Genomic DNA, 17,631 nt, shown 5'->3' with positions numbered 1-17,631 from the left:
GGAACCTAGAGCAATTCAGCAAAAAGGCTGTTGGTGCTGGTTCCGGTGATTCGTACGTTGATAATGTCACCGATTTGCGATGCTTTTGCATCAACATTCACAGATTGCAGCCAAGGAGACCGGCCGATCAACTGCCCCGGCATGCGGCCCGGCTTTTCCAGCAGTATATCAACCACTTTGCCGACACACGCATCAGCGAAAGCGTGCTGCTGCTTCAAAAGCAGCGCCTGCAACCGTTCTAGCCGTTCCGCCTTGATCTCTTCCGGCACTTGGCCCTTCAATTCCGCACCCGGCGTTCCTGGGCGCGTCGAATATTTAAACGAGAAGGCTTGCGCATAGTTCACCTCCTCCACCAGACGAAGTGTATCCGCAAAATCCTGCTCTGTCTCCCCCGGGAAACCGACAATGAAATCACCCGAAAGGGCGATATCCGGCCGTGCCGCACGGATTTTTTCGAGCAAGACGAGATATTCCGCCGCCGTATGGCGCCGATTCATCGCTTTGAGGATGCGGTCGGAACCGGACTGAACCGGCAGATGCAGATAGGGCATCAAGGTGCGCAAATCGCGATGAGCCGCTATCAGCCGGTCGTCCATATCGCGCGGGTGGCTGGTGGTATAACGCAGCCGGGCAAGCCCCGGAATTTCCGCCAGCCGGTAGAGCAGATCACCGAGGCTCCAGGCTTCGCCCGTGGGGCCGGTGCCGTGCCAGGCATTGACATTCTGGCCGAGCAGCGTGATTTCGCTCACACCGCCATCCACAAGTTTTTCAGCCTCTTCGACGATCTGGGCGACTGGACGGGAGACTTCGGAGCCGCGCGTGTAGGGTACGACACAGAAAGTGCAGAACTTATCGCAACCCTCCTGCACGGTCAGGAAGGCAGTGACACCGCGAGCGCGGATCTTCGCCTTCTCAGGCGTCGGCAGATGTTCGAACTTATCCTCGATGGCATATTCGGTATCGACGACGCGCTGGCCTTCCTTGGCGCGGCGCAGCGCCTCCGGCAGGCGGTGATAGGTCTGCGGGCCGATGACGACATCGACAGCAGGCGCACGGCGGAGGATTTCCTCGCCCTCGGCCTGGGCAACGCAGCCGGTGACGCCGATCATCATGTCGCGGCCGTCGGCTGCCTTGCGCTTCTTCATTTCGCGCAGGCGCCCGAGCGCCGAATAGACCTTTTCGGCCGCCTTTTCGCGGATGTGGCAGGTATTCAGCAGGACAAGATCAGCTTCTTCCATGTCCTCGGTCGGCTCGTAGCCATCACGGGCAAGCGCATCGCTCATCCGCGTCGAGTCGTAGACATTCATCTGGCAGCCGTAGGTCTTGATGAAAACCTTACGGCTGTTGGAGCCATCGCGCAGGCCAAGCTCCAAAGCATTGGGCTGCGGGGCATCGAGAAGTACACTGTCCTTGGTCATGGCCGCTATGTAGTGGCTTTTGCTTCTGGAGAAAATGAAAAAGTTAAAAGTGCCGGAATATCAGGCGATCTCGCGGCCAAGCAACCGGCTTGCCAGCATGGTGCGGATGCGCCGCGCCACGGTGGCGCTGACCTCCTTGCGGTTGGTATCCGCGCGATAATCCACCGCCTCGCCGAAGCAGACGTCAACATCGATCGCCCCGCAGGCAAAGATGCCCTTCAGATGCGGCACAAGCTCAATATCGCCCGGCCAAGCCGCAATGGGGCGATAATAACGGCCCATGGCAACGCCATGGACACGGGTATAGGCAACCGCGACCGGCTGGACGTGAACGACGGCATCCGGCGTCTTCGGCAAAGCGGCGGCGGCCGCGCCGAACAGCGAGGATTTGACGTCGAGCAGGCGATTGCCATCCGAGGTCGTGCCTTCCGGAAACAGCACCATGATCTCACCATCGGCCATGCGCTCGGCGATCTCACTCACCTGATTGCCGGTCTTGCGCTTCTGCTCGCGTTCGATGAACACGCTCTTCTGCCATTGAGCGAAGAGACCGAAGATCGGCCAATCCCGCACTTCCGATTTTGCGATGAAGGCGACGTCGGCAACGGCGGAAAGCACCAGAATATCGAGCCAGGACGCGTGGTTCGAGGCGAGCATCAGCGGCCGGCGACGTTCAAGCTCTCCGACGACATGGATGCGGATGCCGAGCCAGTAGCAGATGATGCGATGCCAGTAGCGCGGCAGATAGCGCCTGAGCTTCCAGTCGAAGCGCAGGCAAAGAATCTGCAGCGGCAGCAGGACGAGGCTCACAACAGAGATAACGATGACGGCACAGCCGACGCGCAGCCAGGTTATCAAATCATCCGCTCCCGCACGACCGCCGCCACTTCAGCGTTCGTCCTTCTTGGCGGGCTCATCCTTTTTAAGCGGAATACCGTAGAGTTCCAGCCGATGGTCGACGAGCTTGAAGCCGTGTTCGCGGGCAATGCGCTCCTGCAGCGCCTCGATCTCCGGCGAGTGGAATTCGATCACGTCGCCGCTCTTCAGATCGATCAGGTGATCGTGGTGCTCTTCCGGCACGGTCTCGTAACGCGAACGCCCGTGACGAAAATCATGGCGTGCGATGATGCCGGCATCCTCGAAAAGCTTTACGGTGCGGTAGACCGTCGAAATCGAGATCTTCGCATCCACCTTGACGGAGCGGCGGTGCAGCTCCTCGACGTCGGGATGATCTTCTGAACTCTCGATGATGCGCGCAATGACCCGCCGCTGCTCCGTCATGCGCATGCCGCGCTCGGCGCAAAGCTCCTCAAGGGATTTTACGGGATCGTTCATTGAATACGGTCTTCGGCCTGTTCGTCTATGACAACGGACTAGCGAAGAACGCGGCGCATGACAAGCGCCGACGATTTGGCGCCGTTTTCAGCGACATAATAGGCCTTGCGTTCGCCGACCGTTTCGAAGCCGAGTTTGCGGTAAAGACCGACGGCCGGCTGATTGCCACCATCGACTTCCAGAAACATGGTTTCGCCGCCGCGGTTGCGTGCCTCGCGCAACGCCGCCTGCATCAGCCGCCAGCCGAGGCCCGCACGGCCCAGCTTGGCGTTGACGGCAACCGTCAGGATTTCCGCCTCGCCCGCCGCCTGCCGCGCCAGGACGAAGCCGGGAAGCGGCTTTTTCAGGATGGCGTTGGTCTGACGGGCGACAAAGCCGAAGGTCGTGTTCTGCGACAGCAGATTTTGAAACTCGCTTTCCTCCCACACCCGCGAAAAACGTTCGCCATGCAAGGCTGCCACCTCAGCGCAATCCTGCAACTGCATCGGAACGATCTCGTATTCGGCTTTCAGGGTGAGATAGGATTCGAACATAGTCATACCCTGGCGACTGCGTACCCCGCCTGCGGCCGGGCGTCGGGTCCGCGAAGATAAAGCGGCTTCGGCTTTTCGCTGACAGATTTGACAGCGCCCAGCCTGGCGACGGTGGCGATGGGAAAGGCATCCGGCCGTGCTGGCGGCCGAGAATCGCTCAGCCGGGCAACAGCCGAGCCGGTGACGACGCCGTCGAAAGCAGCCGCGATCGCCCGCGCTTCATCTGTTGTCACGGCGCGCGCCTCGTCCAGAGGATGGCCATCGGCATCGAAGGCCTGGAGATAGATCTCCTCGCGCTTGGCATCGATGGCGGCCAGAACCGATCTACCCGGTTTCGTCTCCCGGGCGGCAGCGGCCATAACCTCGAGGGTGGTGACGCCGACAGCGGGAATATTCAGGGAAAGCGCGAAACCGCGGGCGGCGGCGACGCCGTTGCGGATGCCGGTGAAGGAGCCTGGACCGACGGTCACGACCACACGCTCCACTGCCGCGAGCGCTATATCGGCTTCAGCCAGCGCCCGGTCGACAACATCCATCAAATGCTCGGCATGCCCTCGCCCGATCGTTTCCGTGACCTCCCCCATCACAGAATCACTACCGCTATCATACACAGCGGCAGCGCAATCCACACCTGCCGTGTCGAGCGCCAGTACGATCATCACAATTTTTCCGAAAAGGCCGAATTTGAAGCGCAGTGATTTAGCTCTAAGCCATCACTGAACTTCAAAATCTGTTTTTGCACAATCTTATCCAAAAACCGCTGCGCACGTTTGGGGATCATGCTTAGACGGCTTCGACTTCCTGCACTTCCGGGACGAAATGGCGCAGCAAATTCTGTATGCCATGCTTCAATGTTGCGGTCGACGAGGGGCAGCCCGAGCAGGAGCCCTTCATATTGAGGTAGACCTTGCCATCACGGAAGCCGCGGAAGGTGATATCGCCGCCATCCTGAGCGACAGCCGGACGAACGCGGGTTTCGAGCAATTCCTTGATGGTCAGCACGATCGATTCGTCGCCTTCATCGAAGAACTCGCCGCCGGCATCCTGCGCTTCGGAAAGAACCGAGCTTTCGCCCATGACCGGCTTGCCGGACATGAAATGCTCCATGATCGAACCGAGGATGGCGGGCTTCAGATGCTGCCATTCCTGGTTTTCCTTGGAGACGGAGATGAAGTCGTAGCCGAAATAGACGCCGCTGACACCCGGTACATCGAAGATGCGGGCAGCGAGCGGCGAGACTTCGGCTTCCTCGGCGCTGCGGAATTCGGCCGTGCCGCTTTCCATCACCACCTTGCCCGGCAGGAACTTCAAGGTCGCCGGGTTCGGCGTCGCTTCGGTCTGAATGAACATCTTGATCTCCATGCGGCGGACCGAAGGCCCATGCCACTTCAGTGGTGTCCGAGTTTAGAATATTTCAAAAGAAAATAGGCTTTTTGGCCGCGCTATTCAAGAGACTGATTCTCAAGAATTAGCCCTAAAGGACTCAGCTCAGCGCGTCGATTTCCTCGTTCGTCAGCGTATCCGGCAGCACCGTGACGGGAATCGGGAAGGCCGCGGCACGCCCGGCAATCGAAGACACCAGCGGTCCTGGCCCTTCCTTGGCCGAACCGGCGGCGAGAACGAGGAGCGCGATATCCCGGTCTTCCTCGATCACCGCATTGATCTGCTCAGCGGCAGAGCCTTCGCGAATGACGATCTCCGGATCGATGCCGATATTCTCGCGCACGATCTGCGCCGCCTTGGCCGTCGCCGCCTCGGCCTCCTCGCGCGCTTCAGCCCGCATGATCTCCTCGACACCCAGCCATTGCTGAAAATCGCCTTCGGGGATCACAAACAGGAGCACAAGGCCGCCGTTGGAATTCTTGGCGCGCCGGCCGGCATAGTGGACGGCACGCTGGCATTCGGGAGTACCGTCGATGACCGCCATGAACTTGCGGCGATGACCTTCGAGCCGTGAGAGACGTTTTGATACCATGGGCCAAGTCTGACATCGAAATCCGTGCCATGGCAAGCCCCTGTTTTATGCCATCGCCCCATCGAGGAGAAGGTCGCGCGGCCCCTTCGACAGGCTCAGGACGCGTGTCGAGGGGGTTGCCGGCAAATCGACAAATCGATGGGGACACGGCGCAGCCTGTAACGCCCCCCTCAACCTGCCCTTTGGGCATCCTTCTCCCCGCCGGGGAGAAGGTATTTTTCTCTCAGTAGATAAAGCCGATAATGTCGCGGACTTGCTTCATCGTCACTTCGGCGCGGGCTCTCGCACGGTTGCTGCCGTCGCGCAGGATGGCGTCGATATGGCCGGGATCGGCCATCAGGCGGCGCATTTCGCCCGTGATCGGAGAGAGCACATGCACGGCGAGATCGACCAGTGCCGGCTTGAAGACCGAGAACTGCTGGCCGCCGAATTCCGAGAGAATGTCGGCCTTCGATCTGTCGGCAAGAGCGGCATAGATGCCGACAAGATTGTCGGCTTCCGGCCGGCCGGCAAGACCTGCGATCTCGCTCGGCAAGCCATCCGGATCGGTCTTGGCCTTGCGGATCTTCTTCGAGATATTCTCTTCGTCGTCGAGCAGATTGATGCGCGACAGGTCGGAAGCATCTGATTTCGACATCTTCTTGGTGCCGTCGCGGAGTGACATGACGCGCGGCGCCGGCCCTTCGATCAGCGGCTCGACCATCGGGAAATAGGCATGCACAGGCTCGTCACCGACGGTGATGTCGATGCCGTAGCCAGAGCGGCGGATATGCTCCATGTAGTCCAGATTGAACTTCATGGCGATGTCGCGCGTCAGTTCCAGATGCTGCTTCTGGTCGTCGCCGACCGGCACGTGCGTGGCGCGATAGACGAGAATATCGGCCGCCATCAGGCTCGGATAGGCGTAGAGGCCGAGCGAGGCCTGCTCGCGGTCCTTGCCGGCCTTGTCCTTGAACTGCGTCATGCGGTTCATCCAGCCGATACGGGCGACGCAGTTGAAGATCCAGGCGAGCTCGGCGTGCTGCGGAACGGCGGACTGATTGAAGACGATATGCTTTTCGGGGTCGATGCCGGCGGCGAGGAAGGCGGCGGTGATCGAACGGATCTGTCCCGGCATGTCCTCATGCACGAGCTGAGCCGTCAGCGCATGCATGTCGACCACGCAGTAGATGCAGTCGTTGTTGGCCTGCAGGGCCACGAACTTGCGGATCGCGCCGAGATAGTTGCCGAGATGGAGATTGCCGGTCGGCTGGACGCCGGAGAATACGAGCTGCTTGAATTCGGTCATGTCGTCCTCAAAAGGCTGGTGGAGGGCCTGGGCGAGCTCGCGCTCGACCTCTGGTATCGGCCGGGCTTATGCACGCCGTGCAGGCAGGGATCAAGAGGATATCTGGCGGAGTCTCACGAAGAATGCTGGATCAGGTCCCAGGTGTTGCCATAGGGATCGGAAAAGACCGCCACCGTGCCGTAAACCTCATGGCGCGGCGGCTCCAGAAACCGCACGCCCTTTGCAGTCATCGCCGCATGGTCACGGACAAAATCGTCCGTCTTGAGGAAGAAGCCGACGCGGCCGCCGGTCTGGTTGCCGATCGCCGCCCTCTGTTTGTCGTCGGTTGCCTGGGCGAGCAGCAACGCGGCTCCTTCGCCGCCTTTCGGCTTGATGACGACCCAGCGCTTTCCTTCCGGCTGTATTTCGTCCTGCAGGCAATCGAAGCCGAGGCAATCGCAATAGAAGGCTTTGGCGCGGTCGTAGTCGTCTACGACGAGGGTGATCAGGAAGAGGGATTGGGGCATGGGAGGGCTCTGGAACCAAATTGATTGCGCGTTTGCGGAGATTGCACACCCCTCTGTCACTGTCGTGACATCTCCCCCACAAGGAGGGAGATTGGTAACGCGCGGCAGCCTCTCGCACCAAACAAGTATCGCATCTGCTGAGCTTGAATTTATCGCTTTAGCAGAAAGCACGGCAAACTCCCAACGATCTCCCCCTCAATGTGGGGGAGATGTCCCGAAAGGGACAGAGGGGGGTGCCGGAGGTCCGACATTCACCGTCCTCTGATTTGCCGCTTACTCCCCATTCACCGCTTTTGCGTCCGGCGCAGGAGCTGGTCGCTTGCGCTTCAAATTGCGGCGGATCATGCCCAAGTCCACGCCGCCGATCAGGAAGGCGACAGCGAAATACACCACCATCGCAATCAATATGAGCAAGCCCAGGACGCCGGTCTTGGTGAGCAGCGTCGAGCCGGACCCCAGAAGGGGCTCCCAGCGATGAGACAAATATATGATGACGCCGCCCATGACGGCGGAGGAGACAAGCAGCATGACGGTCCGGCGCGCCAGCGACCATTCCCAGGTGAGATGTCCGCGGCGATAGAGCACGACGAAGAGCTGCACAGCGTTCAGCCATCCGGCAACCGCCTCGGCGAGCGCGATGCCACGTTCGGCCAGCACCGGGAAAAGTAGTATGGATAGCGCCGAATTGACGAAGACGGCGACCGCCGTGTAGCGCATCGGCGATTTCGTATCTTCGCGGGCATAAAAGCCGGGCTGCAGCGCCTTGATCAGCACGAAAGCAGGTAGGCCCAGGCCGAAGATGGCGAGGATGGAGCCGACCAGCGTTGTATTGTTCGGGTTAAAGGCGCCGCGCTCGTAAAGCACGCGGATGATATCGTCGGAGAGAAGCCAGAGGGCGACAGCGGCCGGCAGGGTCAAGAACAGCACGAATTCGATCGAGCGGTTCTGGATATTGGCGGCTTCCTTGATATGGCCTGACTTCAGCGAACGGGCCAGTTCCGGCAGAAGCACGATTCCGACCGCGACGCCGACGACGCCGAGCGGTAGCTGGTAAATGCGGTCTGCATATTGCAGGGCGGCGATCGCGCCTTCCTTGCCCGAGGCGATCGCCTGGCCGATTACCAGATTGATCTGGGTGACGCCGCCGGTGATGGCCGCGGGGATGGCAAGAAGCAGGAGCCGCTTGACATTGGGCGTGAAGCGCGGAAAGCGCAGGCCGATACTGATGCCGGCATGGCGCACGCCGATATAGACGACGGCCAGTTGCAGCACGCCTGCCACCAGCACCGACCAGGACAGGTACCAGGCGGTGGCCAGCGGATCGGCGCCGTAATAAATCGCATAGAACAGCGCGCTGATCATCACGAGATTGAGGAAGATCGGAGCCACGGCGGCGGCGAAGAAATGATGCAGCGAATTCAGCATGCCGCTCATCATCGCCGTCAGCGACATCGACATGAGATAGGGGAACATCACGGCGGCCAACCGGACCGTCAGGTCGAATTTCTCAGCATCGTCAGCGAAACCAGGCGCGATGACCCAACGGACCAGGAGCGGCATGGCCAGTTCCATGACGATGGTGATCAGCAGCAGGACCGAGAAGAGAACGCCGAAGACTTCCTCGGAAAAGCGCTTGGCACCCTCGATGCCGTTTGCCTCGATCTCCTTGGCGAAGAGCGGCACGAAGGCCGCGTTGAAGGCACCTTCGGCGAAAAGCCGGCGGAACAGATTCGGAAAGCGGAAGGCGGCGTAGAACACGTCGGCCATCGGCCCCGTGCCGAGGGCGGCGGCCATCAGCGTTTCGCGTGCGAACCCGAAGATGCGGCTGCCGAGCGTCGCGCCGCCGACGGTGATGAATTTCTTGACGAGGCTCATGCGGCTGAACCGGCTTTCTTTTCAGTTTCCGTATCGAGCTTTTCAACGGCGGACGAGCGCGTGGCGACGGGCGCGATGATGCCGGACGGCATACGCTCGCGCATCTCATCCTCTTCGCCGGCCATCACCGCCTTCAGACGCGCGGTGATGTTGGCTCGCTTGTTTTCGTTGGAGATTTTCTGTCCGACGAGATCGGTCACATAGAAGCTGTCGATGACCTTTTCGCCGAAGGTGGTGATGCGCGCCGACTGGATATCGAGCGACAGGTCCGAGAGAACCGCGGTGATTTCCGACAGTAGACCGGGGCGGTCGAGGCATTCCACCTCGATGACGGTAAACTTGTTGGACAGGCTGTTGGAAATCGTCACCGACGGCGGGATGACGAAAGCCTTGTTCTTGCGGCGGTTCTTGGTGCGGGTGGCGATGACTTCCGGCAGGCGCTTGCGGCCGGCAAGCACGTCCTCGATCATTTTGCCGATGGTGGCGGCGCGCCGCAGCTCGTCGGCATCGTCGGGGAATTCGCGGCTGACATGGATGGTGTCGAGCGCGCGCCCGTCAGACGTCGTGAAAATCTGCGCATCGGCGATGTTGGCGCCCGCGGCAGCGCAGGCCCCAGCGATAACCGTCAGGAGGCGCGGATGGTCCGGCGAGAGCACGGTGATTTCGGTAATGGCATGGAAGCTGTCGGTGCGCACCATGGTCGCGAGCACCTGGCCGGATTTGTCGGTCTGGCGAATGAATTGCGTATGGCGGATCTGATCTTCCAGCGGCACGGAAAGAAGATAGGGCTGGTAGTGCAGCTTGACATAGGCCTTGCGGTCCTTCTGGCTCCAGTCTCCCAGCGCGTTTTCGAGCGCCTTGGCTGCCTCTTGCGCCCGCTCCTTGCGCGACACTTCCGAGAAACCACCGGCGAGCAGCAGTTCGGTCTCGTAATAAAGCGTACGCAGAAGCTGGCCCTTCCAGCCGTTCCATACACCGGGGCCAACGGCGCGGATGTCGCATACGGTCAGGATCAGCAGCATCTTCAGCCGGTCGAGCGACTGCACCCTATCGGCAAAATCGATGATGGTCTTGCGGTCCGTCAGGTCGCGCGTCTGGGCGACCATCGACATCGTCAGATGCTCCGCGATCAGCCAGACGACCATTTCCGTCTGCTTCGGCGTCAGGCCGAAACGCGGGCAAAGCTTGCGGGCGACCTTGGCGCCGGCCTCGGAGTGATCTTCCTCGCGGCCCTTGGCGATGTCGTGCAGCAGAACGGCGACATAGAGCGCATCGCGGTCTTCTATACTCGGCATCAGTTTATTGGTCAGCGGATGGATATCCTCCGCCTTGCCCCTATCGATCTCCGAAAGCACGTCGACGGTGCGGATCAGGTGCTCGTCGACCGTATAGTGATGATACATGTTGAACTGCATCATCGAGACGATCTTGCCGAATTCCGGAATGAAGCGGCCGAGCACGCCGGCCTCGTTCATACGGCGCAGGATCAACGCGGGATCGCGCTTCGAGGTCAGGATCGCCAGGAACAGACGGTTCGCCTCTTCGTTTTCGCGCAGGTCGTTGTCGACCAGGCCCAGCGAACGGGTGACGCGCTTCAGCGCGTCGGGATGAAACTCAAGCCCATGGATATCCGCAACGAAGAACAGCCGGATCAGGTTCACCGGATCGCGCTTGAAGACATCGGGATTGGCAAGCGCAATCCGGCCGCGATCCTCGACGAATTCGAGCGTGCCGGGGATCTTTCGCAAGCGATGGGCAAAGCGACTGATGACGCCCGATAAGCCCGGCGTCGCCTTGGCCTGCTGGTCCTCCAGTGCCGCGCAGAGGATGCGGGTGAGATCGCCGACATCCTTGGCGACGAGGAAGTAGTGCTTCATGAAACGTTCGACGGCGGAAAGGCCAGGGCGGGCGTGATAGCCAAGCGCCTCGGCAATCTCACGCTGGATATCGAAGGAAAGCCGCTCCTCCGCCTTGCCGGTCAGGAAGTGCATGTGGCAGCGCACGGCCCAGAGGAAATCCTCGGCCTTCTGGAAAAGACGGTATTCCTGCTTCGAGAGCACGCCCAGTTTTACCAGTTCGGCCGGATCGCGGACATGGTAGTAATATTTCGAGATCCAGAACAGGGTATGAAGGTCGCGCAGACCGCCCTTGCCTTCCTTGACGTTCGGCTCGACCAGATAGCGGGTATCGCCGGCCTTGCGATGACGCTCATCGCGCTCGGCAAGTTTCGCAGCGATGAATTCCGGCCCGGTGTTGGTGACGATTTCCTTGTCGAAACGCGTTTCCAGTTCGCGCGCCAAGGGTTCGTTGCCACAGATATAGCGCGTTTCAAGGATGGCGGTGCGCACCGTCATATCGGACTTTGCCTGGCGCATGCATTCTTCGACGGTGCGGGTGGCGTGGCCGACCTTGAAGCCCATGTCCCACAGCATATAGAGAATGAACTCGACCGCCTTGTGCGTCTCGTCTTCCGGCTTCGGCTGGAAGAGGAAGAGAAGGTCGATATCCGAGCCGGGCGCTAGCGTGTCGCGGCCGTAGCCGCCGACAGCGGTGATTGCGAAGCTGCCCTTCTGCTTCGGATGGACGTGGCTAACCGTGAAGTCGTAGAGAACGGTGATGATCTGGTCCTGCAGCCAGGAAATGCGGTGCGCACATTCGAGCCCGCTGCCGTCCTCGGAAAGCAGGCGGCGCGCCTTTTCGCGGCCTTCCTGGCTCGCCTTCTTCAACAAGGCAAGAAGAGCGGGGCGCTCGTCCTTCTTGTCCTCATAACGCTTGGCGAGGGTCTCGCATTCCGCCCTCAGCGCAGAGACGTCGAGAATGACGGAAAAATCGATGTCATGCTTTACCATGCTCGGCCGACCGGGATCCTGTTCGTTGACCGCGGCCCATTGCTGGCGCGCCTGTCTTTTCGTCTGCATGCGCTATAGCCTTTTTGCCCGGCGATTGACACAGGCATTCTACGCCCGAATCCTCTAATTCAGCCTAGACCAAATATCCGGAGCGAACGGCTCCGAAAGTTCTATCGGGTCAAAGTTGACGAAGCGTGACGGCTGTCGATGCAGAAATCGGCAGTTTTAGGGCTGCGGCAGCTCAAGCGACCGTCTGAGTTCGTTGATACTATATAATATATTCCGCGATTGGGCGCCGATCTGCATCAACATGTCCCGTTCGCATTCCCAATAGCCGGCCTTGGCGATCCTTGAGCTGATGTCCGAAATCCGGCTGCAGGAGAGGGCGATATTGAGAAGCCCGCGGTCGGATTCGCAGTCCGGCGCATCGCCCTCGCCGCAGATCTTTCCACGGGCGGCGATCGGCGAAAAACGTTCGGCGAGAATGCGGACCTCGGCGAGAAGATGTTCGATATGCATCGGATTATCCTTGGAAATCGCCTGTTGTCAGCCGGCCTTGTTCAGGGTCTTCTTCAGTTCGTAAAGTGCTTCCAGCGCCGCGCGTGGCGTCAAATCGTCAAGATCGAGCGCCTTAAGCGCCTCCTCTACCTTGGAAGGCCCGCGCCGACCAGCCACTTCCTCGCGGCGGACCGCGACCTGGAAGAGTGGCAGGTCGTCGATCAGTTGGCTAGCGGGGTTCTTGCGATCTGCATCTTCGAGACGCGTCAGAACGTCGCGGGCGCGCGCCACCACCGACGCCGGCAGGCCGGCGAGCCGCGCCACCTGGATGCCGTAGGAACGATCGGCCGCACCCGGGCCGACCTCGTGCAAGAAGATCACGTCGCCATCCCACTCCTTGACGCGCATCGTAGCGTTCGAGAGCCGGCCGAGCTTTTCCGACAGCACCGTCAACTCATGGAAATGGGTGGCAAAAAGACCGCGGCATCTGTTCGCCTCGTGCAGGTGCTCGACCGCCGCCCAGGCAATGGAGAGACCGTCGAAAGTCGCTGTACCGCGGCCGATTTCATCGAGGATGACCAGCGACCGGTCGGTCGCCTGGTTAAGGATTGCCGCCGTCTCGACCATCTCGACCATGAAGGTCGAGCGGCCGCGCGCCAGATCGTCCGAAGCGCCGACGCGCGAGAACAGCCGGTCGACAATGCCGATATGAGCGGAGGCGGCAGGGACAAACGAACCCATCTGCGCGAGAACGGCAATCAGCGCATTCTGGCGCAGGAAGGTCGATTTACCGCCCATGTTCGGGCCGGTCAGCAGCCAGATCGCGCCGTCCTTGCCACCCGCCGCCGGCGACAGATCGCAATTGTTGGCGACGAAGGGGCCGCTTGCCTGCCGGCGCAATGCTTGCTCGACCACGGGATGGCGGCCGCCGCCGATAGCAAACATCCTGGAGTCGTCGACCAGGGGCCGGCAATAGGCCTGTTCCTCGGCAAGCAATGCCAGGCCGGCCGCGACATCGATCACCGATAGCGCGCGGGCGCCGGCCTTGATCGCCTCCGCCTCGGCGACAACTGCTGCAACCATGCGGTCGAAGGCAGCCAACTCGATCGCCAGCGCCTTGTCGGCGGCATTGGCGATTCGGCTTTCGAGATCGGCAAGCTCGGTCGTCGTGAAGCGCATCGCGTTGGCCATGGTCTGGCGATGGATGAAGCGCGCCTTGGCTTCGGCGCCGTCCGTCATTGGCCCGGCATTGCCGGCCGTGACCTCGATGAAATAGCCGAGCACGTTGTTGTGCTTGATCTTCAGCGATTTGATGCCGGTTTCCTCGGCATATTGCAGTTGCAATCCGGCAATGACGCGGCGCGACTGGTCCCGCAGCGCCCGGACTTCATCCAGCTCGGCATTCGCCCCTTCCCTCAGGAATCCGCCGTCGCGCTTCAGCAGCGGCAATTCATCAGAGAGCATGCCGGCAAGCAGTGCTTCGAGATCGGCCGGCAGAGCGCGGAGCCCGGCAAGTGCCGCTCCCAGTTCGTCGGGGAGCAATGCGGCTCCGAGCAGATCGGCAACACTGGCGGCCGCACCAAGGCCATGACGGATCGCCCAGAGATCACGCGGGCCACCGCGGTCGAGCGCCAGGCGTGAAAGGGCGCGCGGCATGTCTGGCACATGTTTCAGCGCAGTCCTGAGATCGCTGCAAAGGGAAGGCTCCTCAGTAAGGAAGCCGATCGAATCCAGCCGTTCGTTGATTCGTACCGGAGCGGTCAGCGGCGACATCAGCCGCTCGGCAAGCAGACGCGCACCGCCGCCGGTCACCGTCCGGTCGATCGCTCGCAGGAGCGAACCGTTCCGGTCGCCGGAAAGCGTGCGCACCAGTTCGAGATTGGCGCGGGTGGCGGGATCGATGAACAATGTCGACGCGCCGCTTTCGCGCTCGGGCAGCCCAAGCGGCGGCCGCTCGGAGATCTGGGTCTTCTCCACGTATGCAATGGCGGCCGCTGCAGCGGCAAGCTCGGCACGCGTGAACGAACCAAAGCCATCGAGTGTCGAGACCTCGAAATACCGCGTGATACGCCCTTCGGCACTGGCGCTGTCGAAGAGGACGGCGGGTTGCGGCACCGCCGTACGGCCGAGCACGTCGAAGACCGGCTTGAGCTCCGGATCGTGGAATATCGTATCCGGCAGGATCAGCTCGCGCGGATCGATGCGCAGGATATCGGCGAGCAGCCGCGACGGCTCTGTCTCGGCGAGACGGAAAACGCCGGTCGAAATATCGATCCAGGCGAGCGCCAGTTGCGGCTCCGAGGCGCCGCGAATGCGGGCGAGCGCCATCAGATAATTGGATTCCGAGGGCGAGAGCAGCTTTTCTTCGGTGATGGTGCCCGGCGTCACCAGGCGGACGACATCGCGCCGGACCACCGACTTGCCGCCGCGCTTTTTCGCTTCTGCCGGATCTTCCACCTGTTCGCAGACGGCGACGCGGAAACCCAGCGAAATCAGCTTCTGTAGATAGTCGTCGGCGGCATGCACCGGCACGCCGCACATCGGAATATCCTGGCCCATATGCTGGCCGCGCTTGGTGAGCGTGATACCGAGCGCGCGCGACGCATCGACGGCATCCTCGAAGAACAGCTCGTAGAAATCGCCCATGCGATAGAACAGCAGCGAACCGGGATTGTTCGCCTTGATCTCGATATATTGCTCCATCATCGGCGTGGCCGAAGCACGGCTTTCCTCCGAGGCAAGCTCGGCGGCCGAGAAAGCATCGATGCTGGCGGTTATAAGTTCGTTCACGGAGGTGCAGTTTTTCCCAAAAAATGAGGTGCCACCCTATCCGTGCGCCGCTATAGAAGACAACAGCTATCGGGCAAGAGGGACCGGTCGCCCACAGGAGGTTTGGAGGAACAATGGCTGACAGCAACAGCACGTCGCGTTCGGGAACGGGGATCACCGATCAGGAAGCGCTCGACTTCCACAAGCAGGGCCGCCCCGGCAAGCTTGAAATCAATCCGACCAAGCCGATGGCGACGCAGCGCGATCTTTCACTCGCCTATTCGCCCGGTGTCGCCGTTCCCGTGAAGGCGATCGCCGCCGATCCGCAGACGGCTTACGACTATACGTCACGCGGTAACATGGTGGCGGTGATCTCCAACGGCACGGCCATTCTCGGCCTTGGCAATCTCGGTGCGCTGGCCTCGAAGCCCGTCATGGAAGGCAAGTCGGTTCTCTTCAAGCGCTTTGCCGACGTCGATTCGATCGACCTCGAAATCGACACGGAGAATGTCGACGAATTCATCAACTGCGTCCGCTATCTCGGCCCCTCATTCGGCGGCATCAATCTCGAGGATATCAAAGCGCCCGACTGTTTCATCATCGAGCAGCGCCTGCGCGAGCTGATGGACATCCCCGTCTTCCACGACGACCAGCACGGCACCGCGATCATCGCCGCCGCCGGCCTGATCAATGCGCTGGAATTGACCGGCCGCGACCTCAAGACCGCCAAGCTCGTCTGCAACGGCGCCGGTGCGGCCGCGATCGCCTGCGTCGAGCTGATCAAGGCGATGGGTTTCAATCCTGAGAACATCGTGCTCTGCGACACGAAGGGCGTGATCTACCAGGGCCGCAGCGAGGGCATGAACCAGTGGAAATCGGCTCATGCGGTGAAAACCGACAGCCGGACGCTGGAAGATGCGATGAAGGGCGCCGATGTGGTTTTCGGCCTGTCGCAGAAGGGTGCCTTTTCCGCCGAGATGATCCGCTCCATGGCCGACAAGCCGATCATCTTCGCCATGGCCAATCCCGATCCGGAAATCACGCCGGAAGAGGTCGCCCGCATCCGCGACGACGCCATCATGGCGACCGGGCGCTCCGACTATCCGAACCAGGTGAACAACGTCCTCGGTTTCCCCTACATCTTCCGCGGCGCTCTCGATGTCCGGGCATCGACGATCAACGATGAAATGAAGATCGCGGCGGTCAGGGCGCTCGCCAGCCTGGCGCGCGAAGACGTGCCAGACGATGTGGTCGCCGCCTATCAGGGTGCGCGGCCGCGCTTCGGAGCCCAATACATTATCCCCGTGCCCTTCGATCCGCGCCTGATCTCGGCGATCCCGGTTGCCGTCGCGCAAGCGGCGATCGAAAGCGGCGTCGCCCGCCGCGCGATTCCAGATATGGCCGCCTATGCCCGCGAACTCTCGGCCCGGCGCGACCCGATCGCCTCGACGCTGGCGCAACTCTACGAACGCGTGCGCCGCCATCCAAAGCGCATCGTCTTCGCCGAAGCCGAAGAAGAGCAGGTCATGCGCGCTGCTCTATCCTACGCCAACCAGGGGCTCGGCACTGCCATCCTGCTCGGCCGCGAGGATCTGCTCCATGCTACGGCCGAACGCGCCGGGATCGACCTCAACCGCCCCGGCCTCGAGATCGTCAACGCCCGCATTTCCAAGCGCGTCGAGGCCTATATCGACTATCTCTATGCTCGGCTGCAGCGCAAAGGCTATCTGCACCGCGATGTGACGCGCCTGATTCACAACGACCGCAACCATTTCGCCGCCTGCATGGTGGCGCTCGGCGATGCCGATGGCATGGTGACGGGGGTGACGCGAAACTATTCGACCGCGCTCGGCGACGTCCGCCGCTGCATCGACGCCAAGCCGGGGCACCGGGTGATCGGCGCGTCGCTGGTGCTTGCCCGCGGCCGCACCGTCATCGTCGCCGATACCGCCGTGCATGACATGCCGACGTCTGAGGAACTGGCTGACATCGCCGAGGAAGCCGCGGGCTTCGCACGGCGCATGGGCTATGAGCCACGCGTTGCCATGCTCGCCTACTCCACTTTCGGCCATCCCCCGGGCGAACGCTCCGAACGCGTGCGCGAGGCGGTGAACATTCTCGACAAGCGCTATGTCAATTTCGAATTCGACGGCGAAATGGCCGCCGACGTGGCGCTGAACCGCAAGATCATCGAGACCCAGTATCCCTTCTCCCGCCTCTCCGGCCCTGCCAACGTGCTTGTCATGCCCGCCTTCCACTCGGCCTCGATCTCCACGAAGATGCTGCAGGAACTCGGCGGCTCCACCGTCATCGGCCCGCTGCTCGTCGGCCTCGACAAGCCGGTGCAGATCACCTCGATGGGGGCAAAGGATTCGGATATCGTCAACATGGCGGCAATTGCCGCCTACGGGGCTGGTTAAGAGGGGACACTTCGCTGGAGCCCCCTCACCCTGCCCTCTCCCCGAGGGGAGAGGGTGGTTTCAGTGGGGAGGGCAAGCTTTCGCTTCATCCAATGCAGTGTTTGAGCGAGAACTACCAGCAAACTCGATCTCACCCTCTCCCCTCGGGGCGAGGGTGGGGTGAGG

General features: G+C 61.4%; 14 protein-coding genes. 1 reads left to right on the top strand and 13 read right to left on the bottom strand.

Annotated elements, in window-relative coordinates; translation table 11 throughout:
• Nucleotides 1-5 precede the first annotated feature (5 nt).
• From miaB to mutS, 13 genes are all read right to left on the bottom strand, one after another.
• Nucleotides 6-1,418, bottom strand: coding sequence for a tRNA (N6-isopentenyl adenosine(37)-C2)-methylthiotransferase MiaB (miaB, locus tag K290_RS0105910; protein WP_028751035.1), 1,413 nt, complete (start codon nt 1,416-1,418; stop codon nt 6-8).
• A gap of 60 nt (nt 1,419-1,478) precedes the next feature.
• Nucleotides 1,479-2,276 carry a lyso-ornithine lipid O-acyltransferase gene (gene olsA, locus K290_RS0105905; RefSeq protein ID WP_028751034.1) on the bottom strand — a complete coding sequence of 266 codons (798 nt, stop codon included), beginning with the start codon at nt 2,274-2,276 and terminating at the stop codon, nt 1,479-1,481.
• Between the two features lie 30 nt (nt 2,277-2,306).
• On the bottom strand, nt 2,307-2,753 hold the full coding sequence (locus K290_RS0105900; RefSeq protein ID WP_028751033.1) for a Fur family transcriptional regulator: 447 nt from the start codon (nt 2,751-2,753) through the stop codon (nt 2,307-2,309).
• A gap of 38 nt (nt 2,754-2,791) precedes the next feature.
• Nucleotides 2,792-3,286, bottom strand: a complete 495-nt coding sequence (locus tag K290_RS0105895; protein ID WP_028751032.1) for a GNAT family N-acetyltransferase — start codon at nt 3,284-3,286, stop codon at nt 2,792-2,794.
• A 2-nt stretch (nt 3,287-3,288) separates the two neighbouring features.
• Entirely contained in the window at nt 3,289-3,945 is a 657-nt protein-coding gene (tsaB, locus tag K290_RS0105890; protein WP_028751031.1) for a tRNA (adenosine(37)-N6)-threonylcarbamoyltransferase complex dimerization subunit type 1 TsaB, read from the bottom strand.
• 124 nt (nt 3,946-4,069) lie between these two features.
• Entirely contained in the window at nt 4,070-4,636 is a 567-nt protein-coding gene (locus K290_RS0105880) for a NifU family protein (protein ID WP_028751030.1), read from the bottom strand.
• Between the two features lie 133 nt (nt 4,637-4,769).
• Complete coding sequence (locus K290_RS0105875) at nt 4,770-5,261, bottom strand: universal stress protein (protein ID WP_028751029.1); 492 nt, start codon at nt 5,259-5,261, stop codon at nt 4,770-4,772.
• Nucleotides 5,262-5,484: 223 nt separating this feature from the next.
• Nucleotides 5,485-6,549, bottom strand: a complete 1,065-nt coding sequence (gene trpS / locus K290_RS0105870; protein ID WP_028751028.1) for a tryptophan--tRNA ligase — start codon at nt 6,547-6,549, stop codon at nt 5,485-5,487.
• A gap of 113 nt (nt 6,550-6,662) precedes the next feature.
• Entirely contained in the window at nt 6,663-7,055 is a 393-nt protein-coding gene (locus K290_RS0105865) for a VOC family protein (protein ID WP_028751027.1), read from the bottom strand.
• 273 nt (nt 7,056-7,328) lie between these two features.
• Entirely contained in the window at nt 7,329-8,930 is a 1,602-nt protein-coding gene (gene murJ / locus K290_RS0105860) for a murein biosynthesis integral membrane protein MurJ (RefSeq protein WP_028751026.1), read from the bottom strand.
• A complete protein-coding gene (locus K290_RS0105855; protein ID WP_028751025.1) occupies nt 8,927-11,848 on the bottom strand; it encodes a [protein-PII] uridylyltransferase in 2,922 nt (973 codons plus the stop codon). The genes murJ and K290_RS0105855 overlap by 4 nt, the downstream gene beginning before the upstream one ends.
• 156 nt (nt 11,849-12,004) lie before the next feature.
• On the bottom strand, nt 12,005-12,298 hold the full coding sequence (locus K290_RS0105850; RefSeq protein WP_028751024.1) for a hypothetical protein: 294 nt from the start codon (nt 12,296-12,298) through the stop codon (nt 12,005-12,007).
• A gap of 27 nt (nt 12,299-12,325) precedes the next feature.
• Nucleotides 12,326-14,983, bottom strand: coding sequence for a DNA mismatch repair protein MutS (mutS, locus tag K290_RS0105845; RefSeq protein WP_210311434.1), 2,658 nt, complete (start codon nt 14,981-14,983; stop codon nt 12,326-12,328).
• Between the two features lie 197 nt (nt 14,984-15,180).
• On the opposite strand from mutS, the gene K290_RS0105840 reads away from it, so the two are divergent.
• Nucleotides 15,181-17,466 (top strand): NADP-dependent malic enzyme, encoded by a 2,286-nt coding sequence (locus K290_RS0105840; protein ID WP_028751022.1) that lies wholly within the window; start codon nt 15,181-15,183, stop codon nt 17,464-17,466.
• Nucleotides 17,467-17,631: the final 165 nt, after the last annotated feature.

It is taken from the genome of Rhizobium leucaenae USDA 9039, assembly GCF_000426285.1.
In the GTDB taxonomy this organism is placed as follows: domain Bacteria; phylum Pseudomonadota; class Alphaproteobacteria; order Rhizobiales; family Rhizobiaceae; genus Rhizobium; species Rhizobium leucaenae.
Note: the sequence above shows the minus strand (reverse complement) of the source record. Positions and strands in the feature narration are given on the sequence as shown.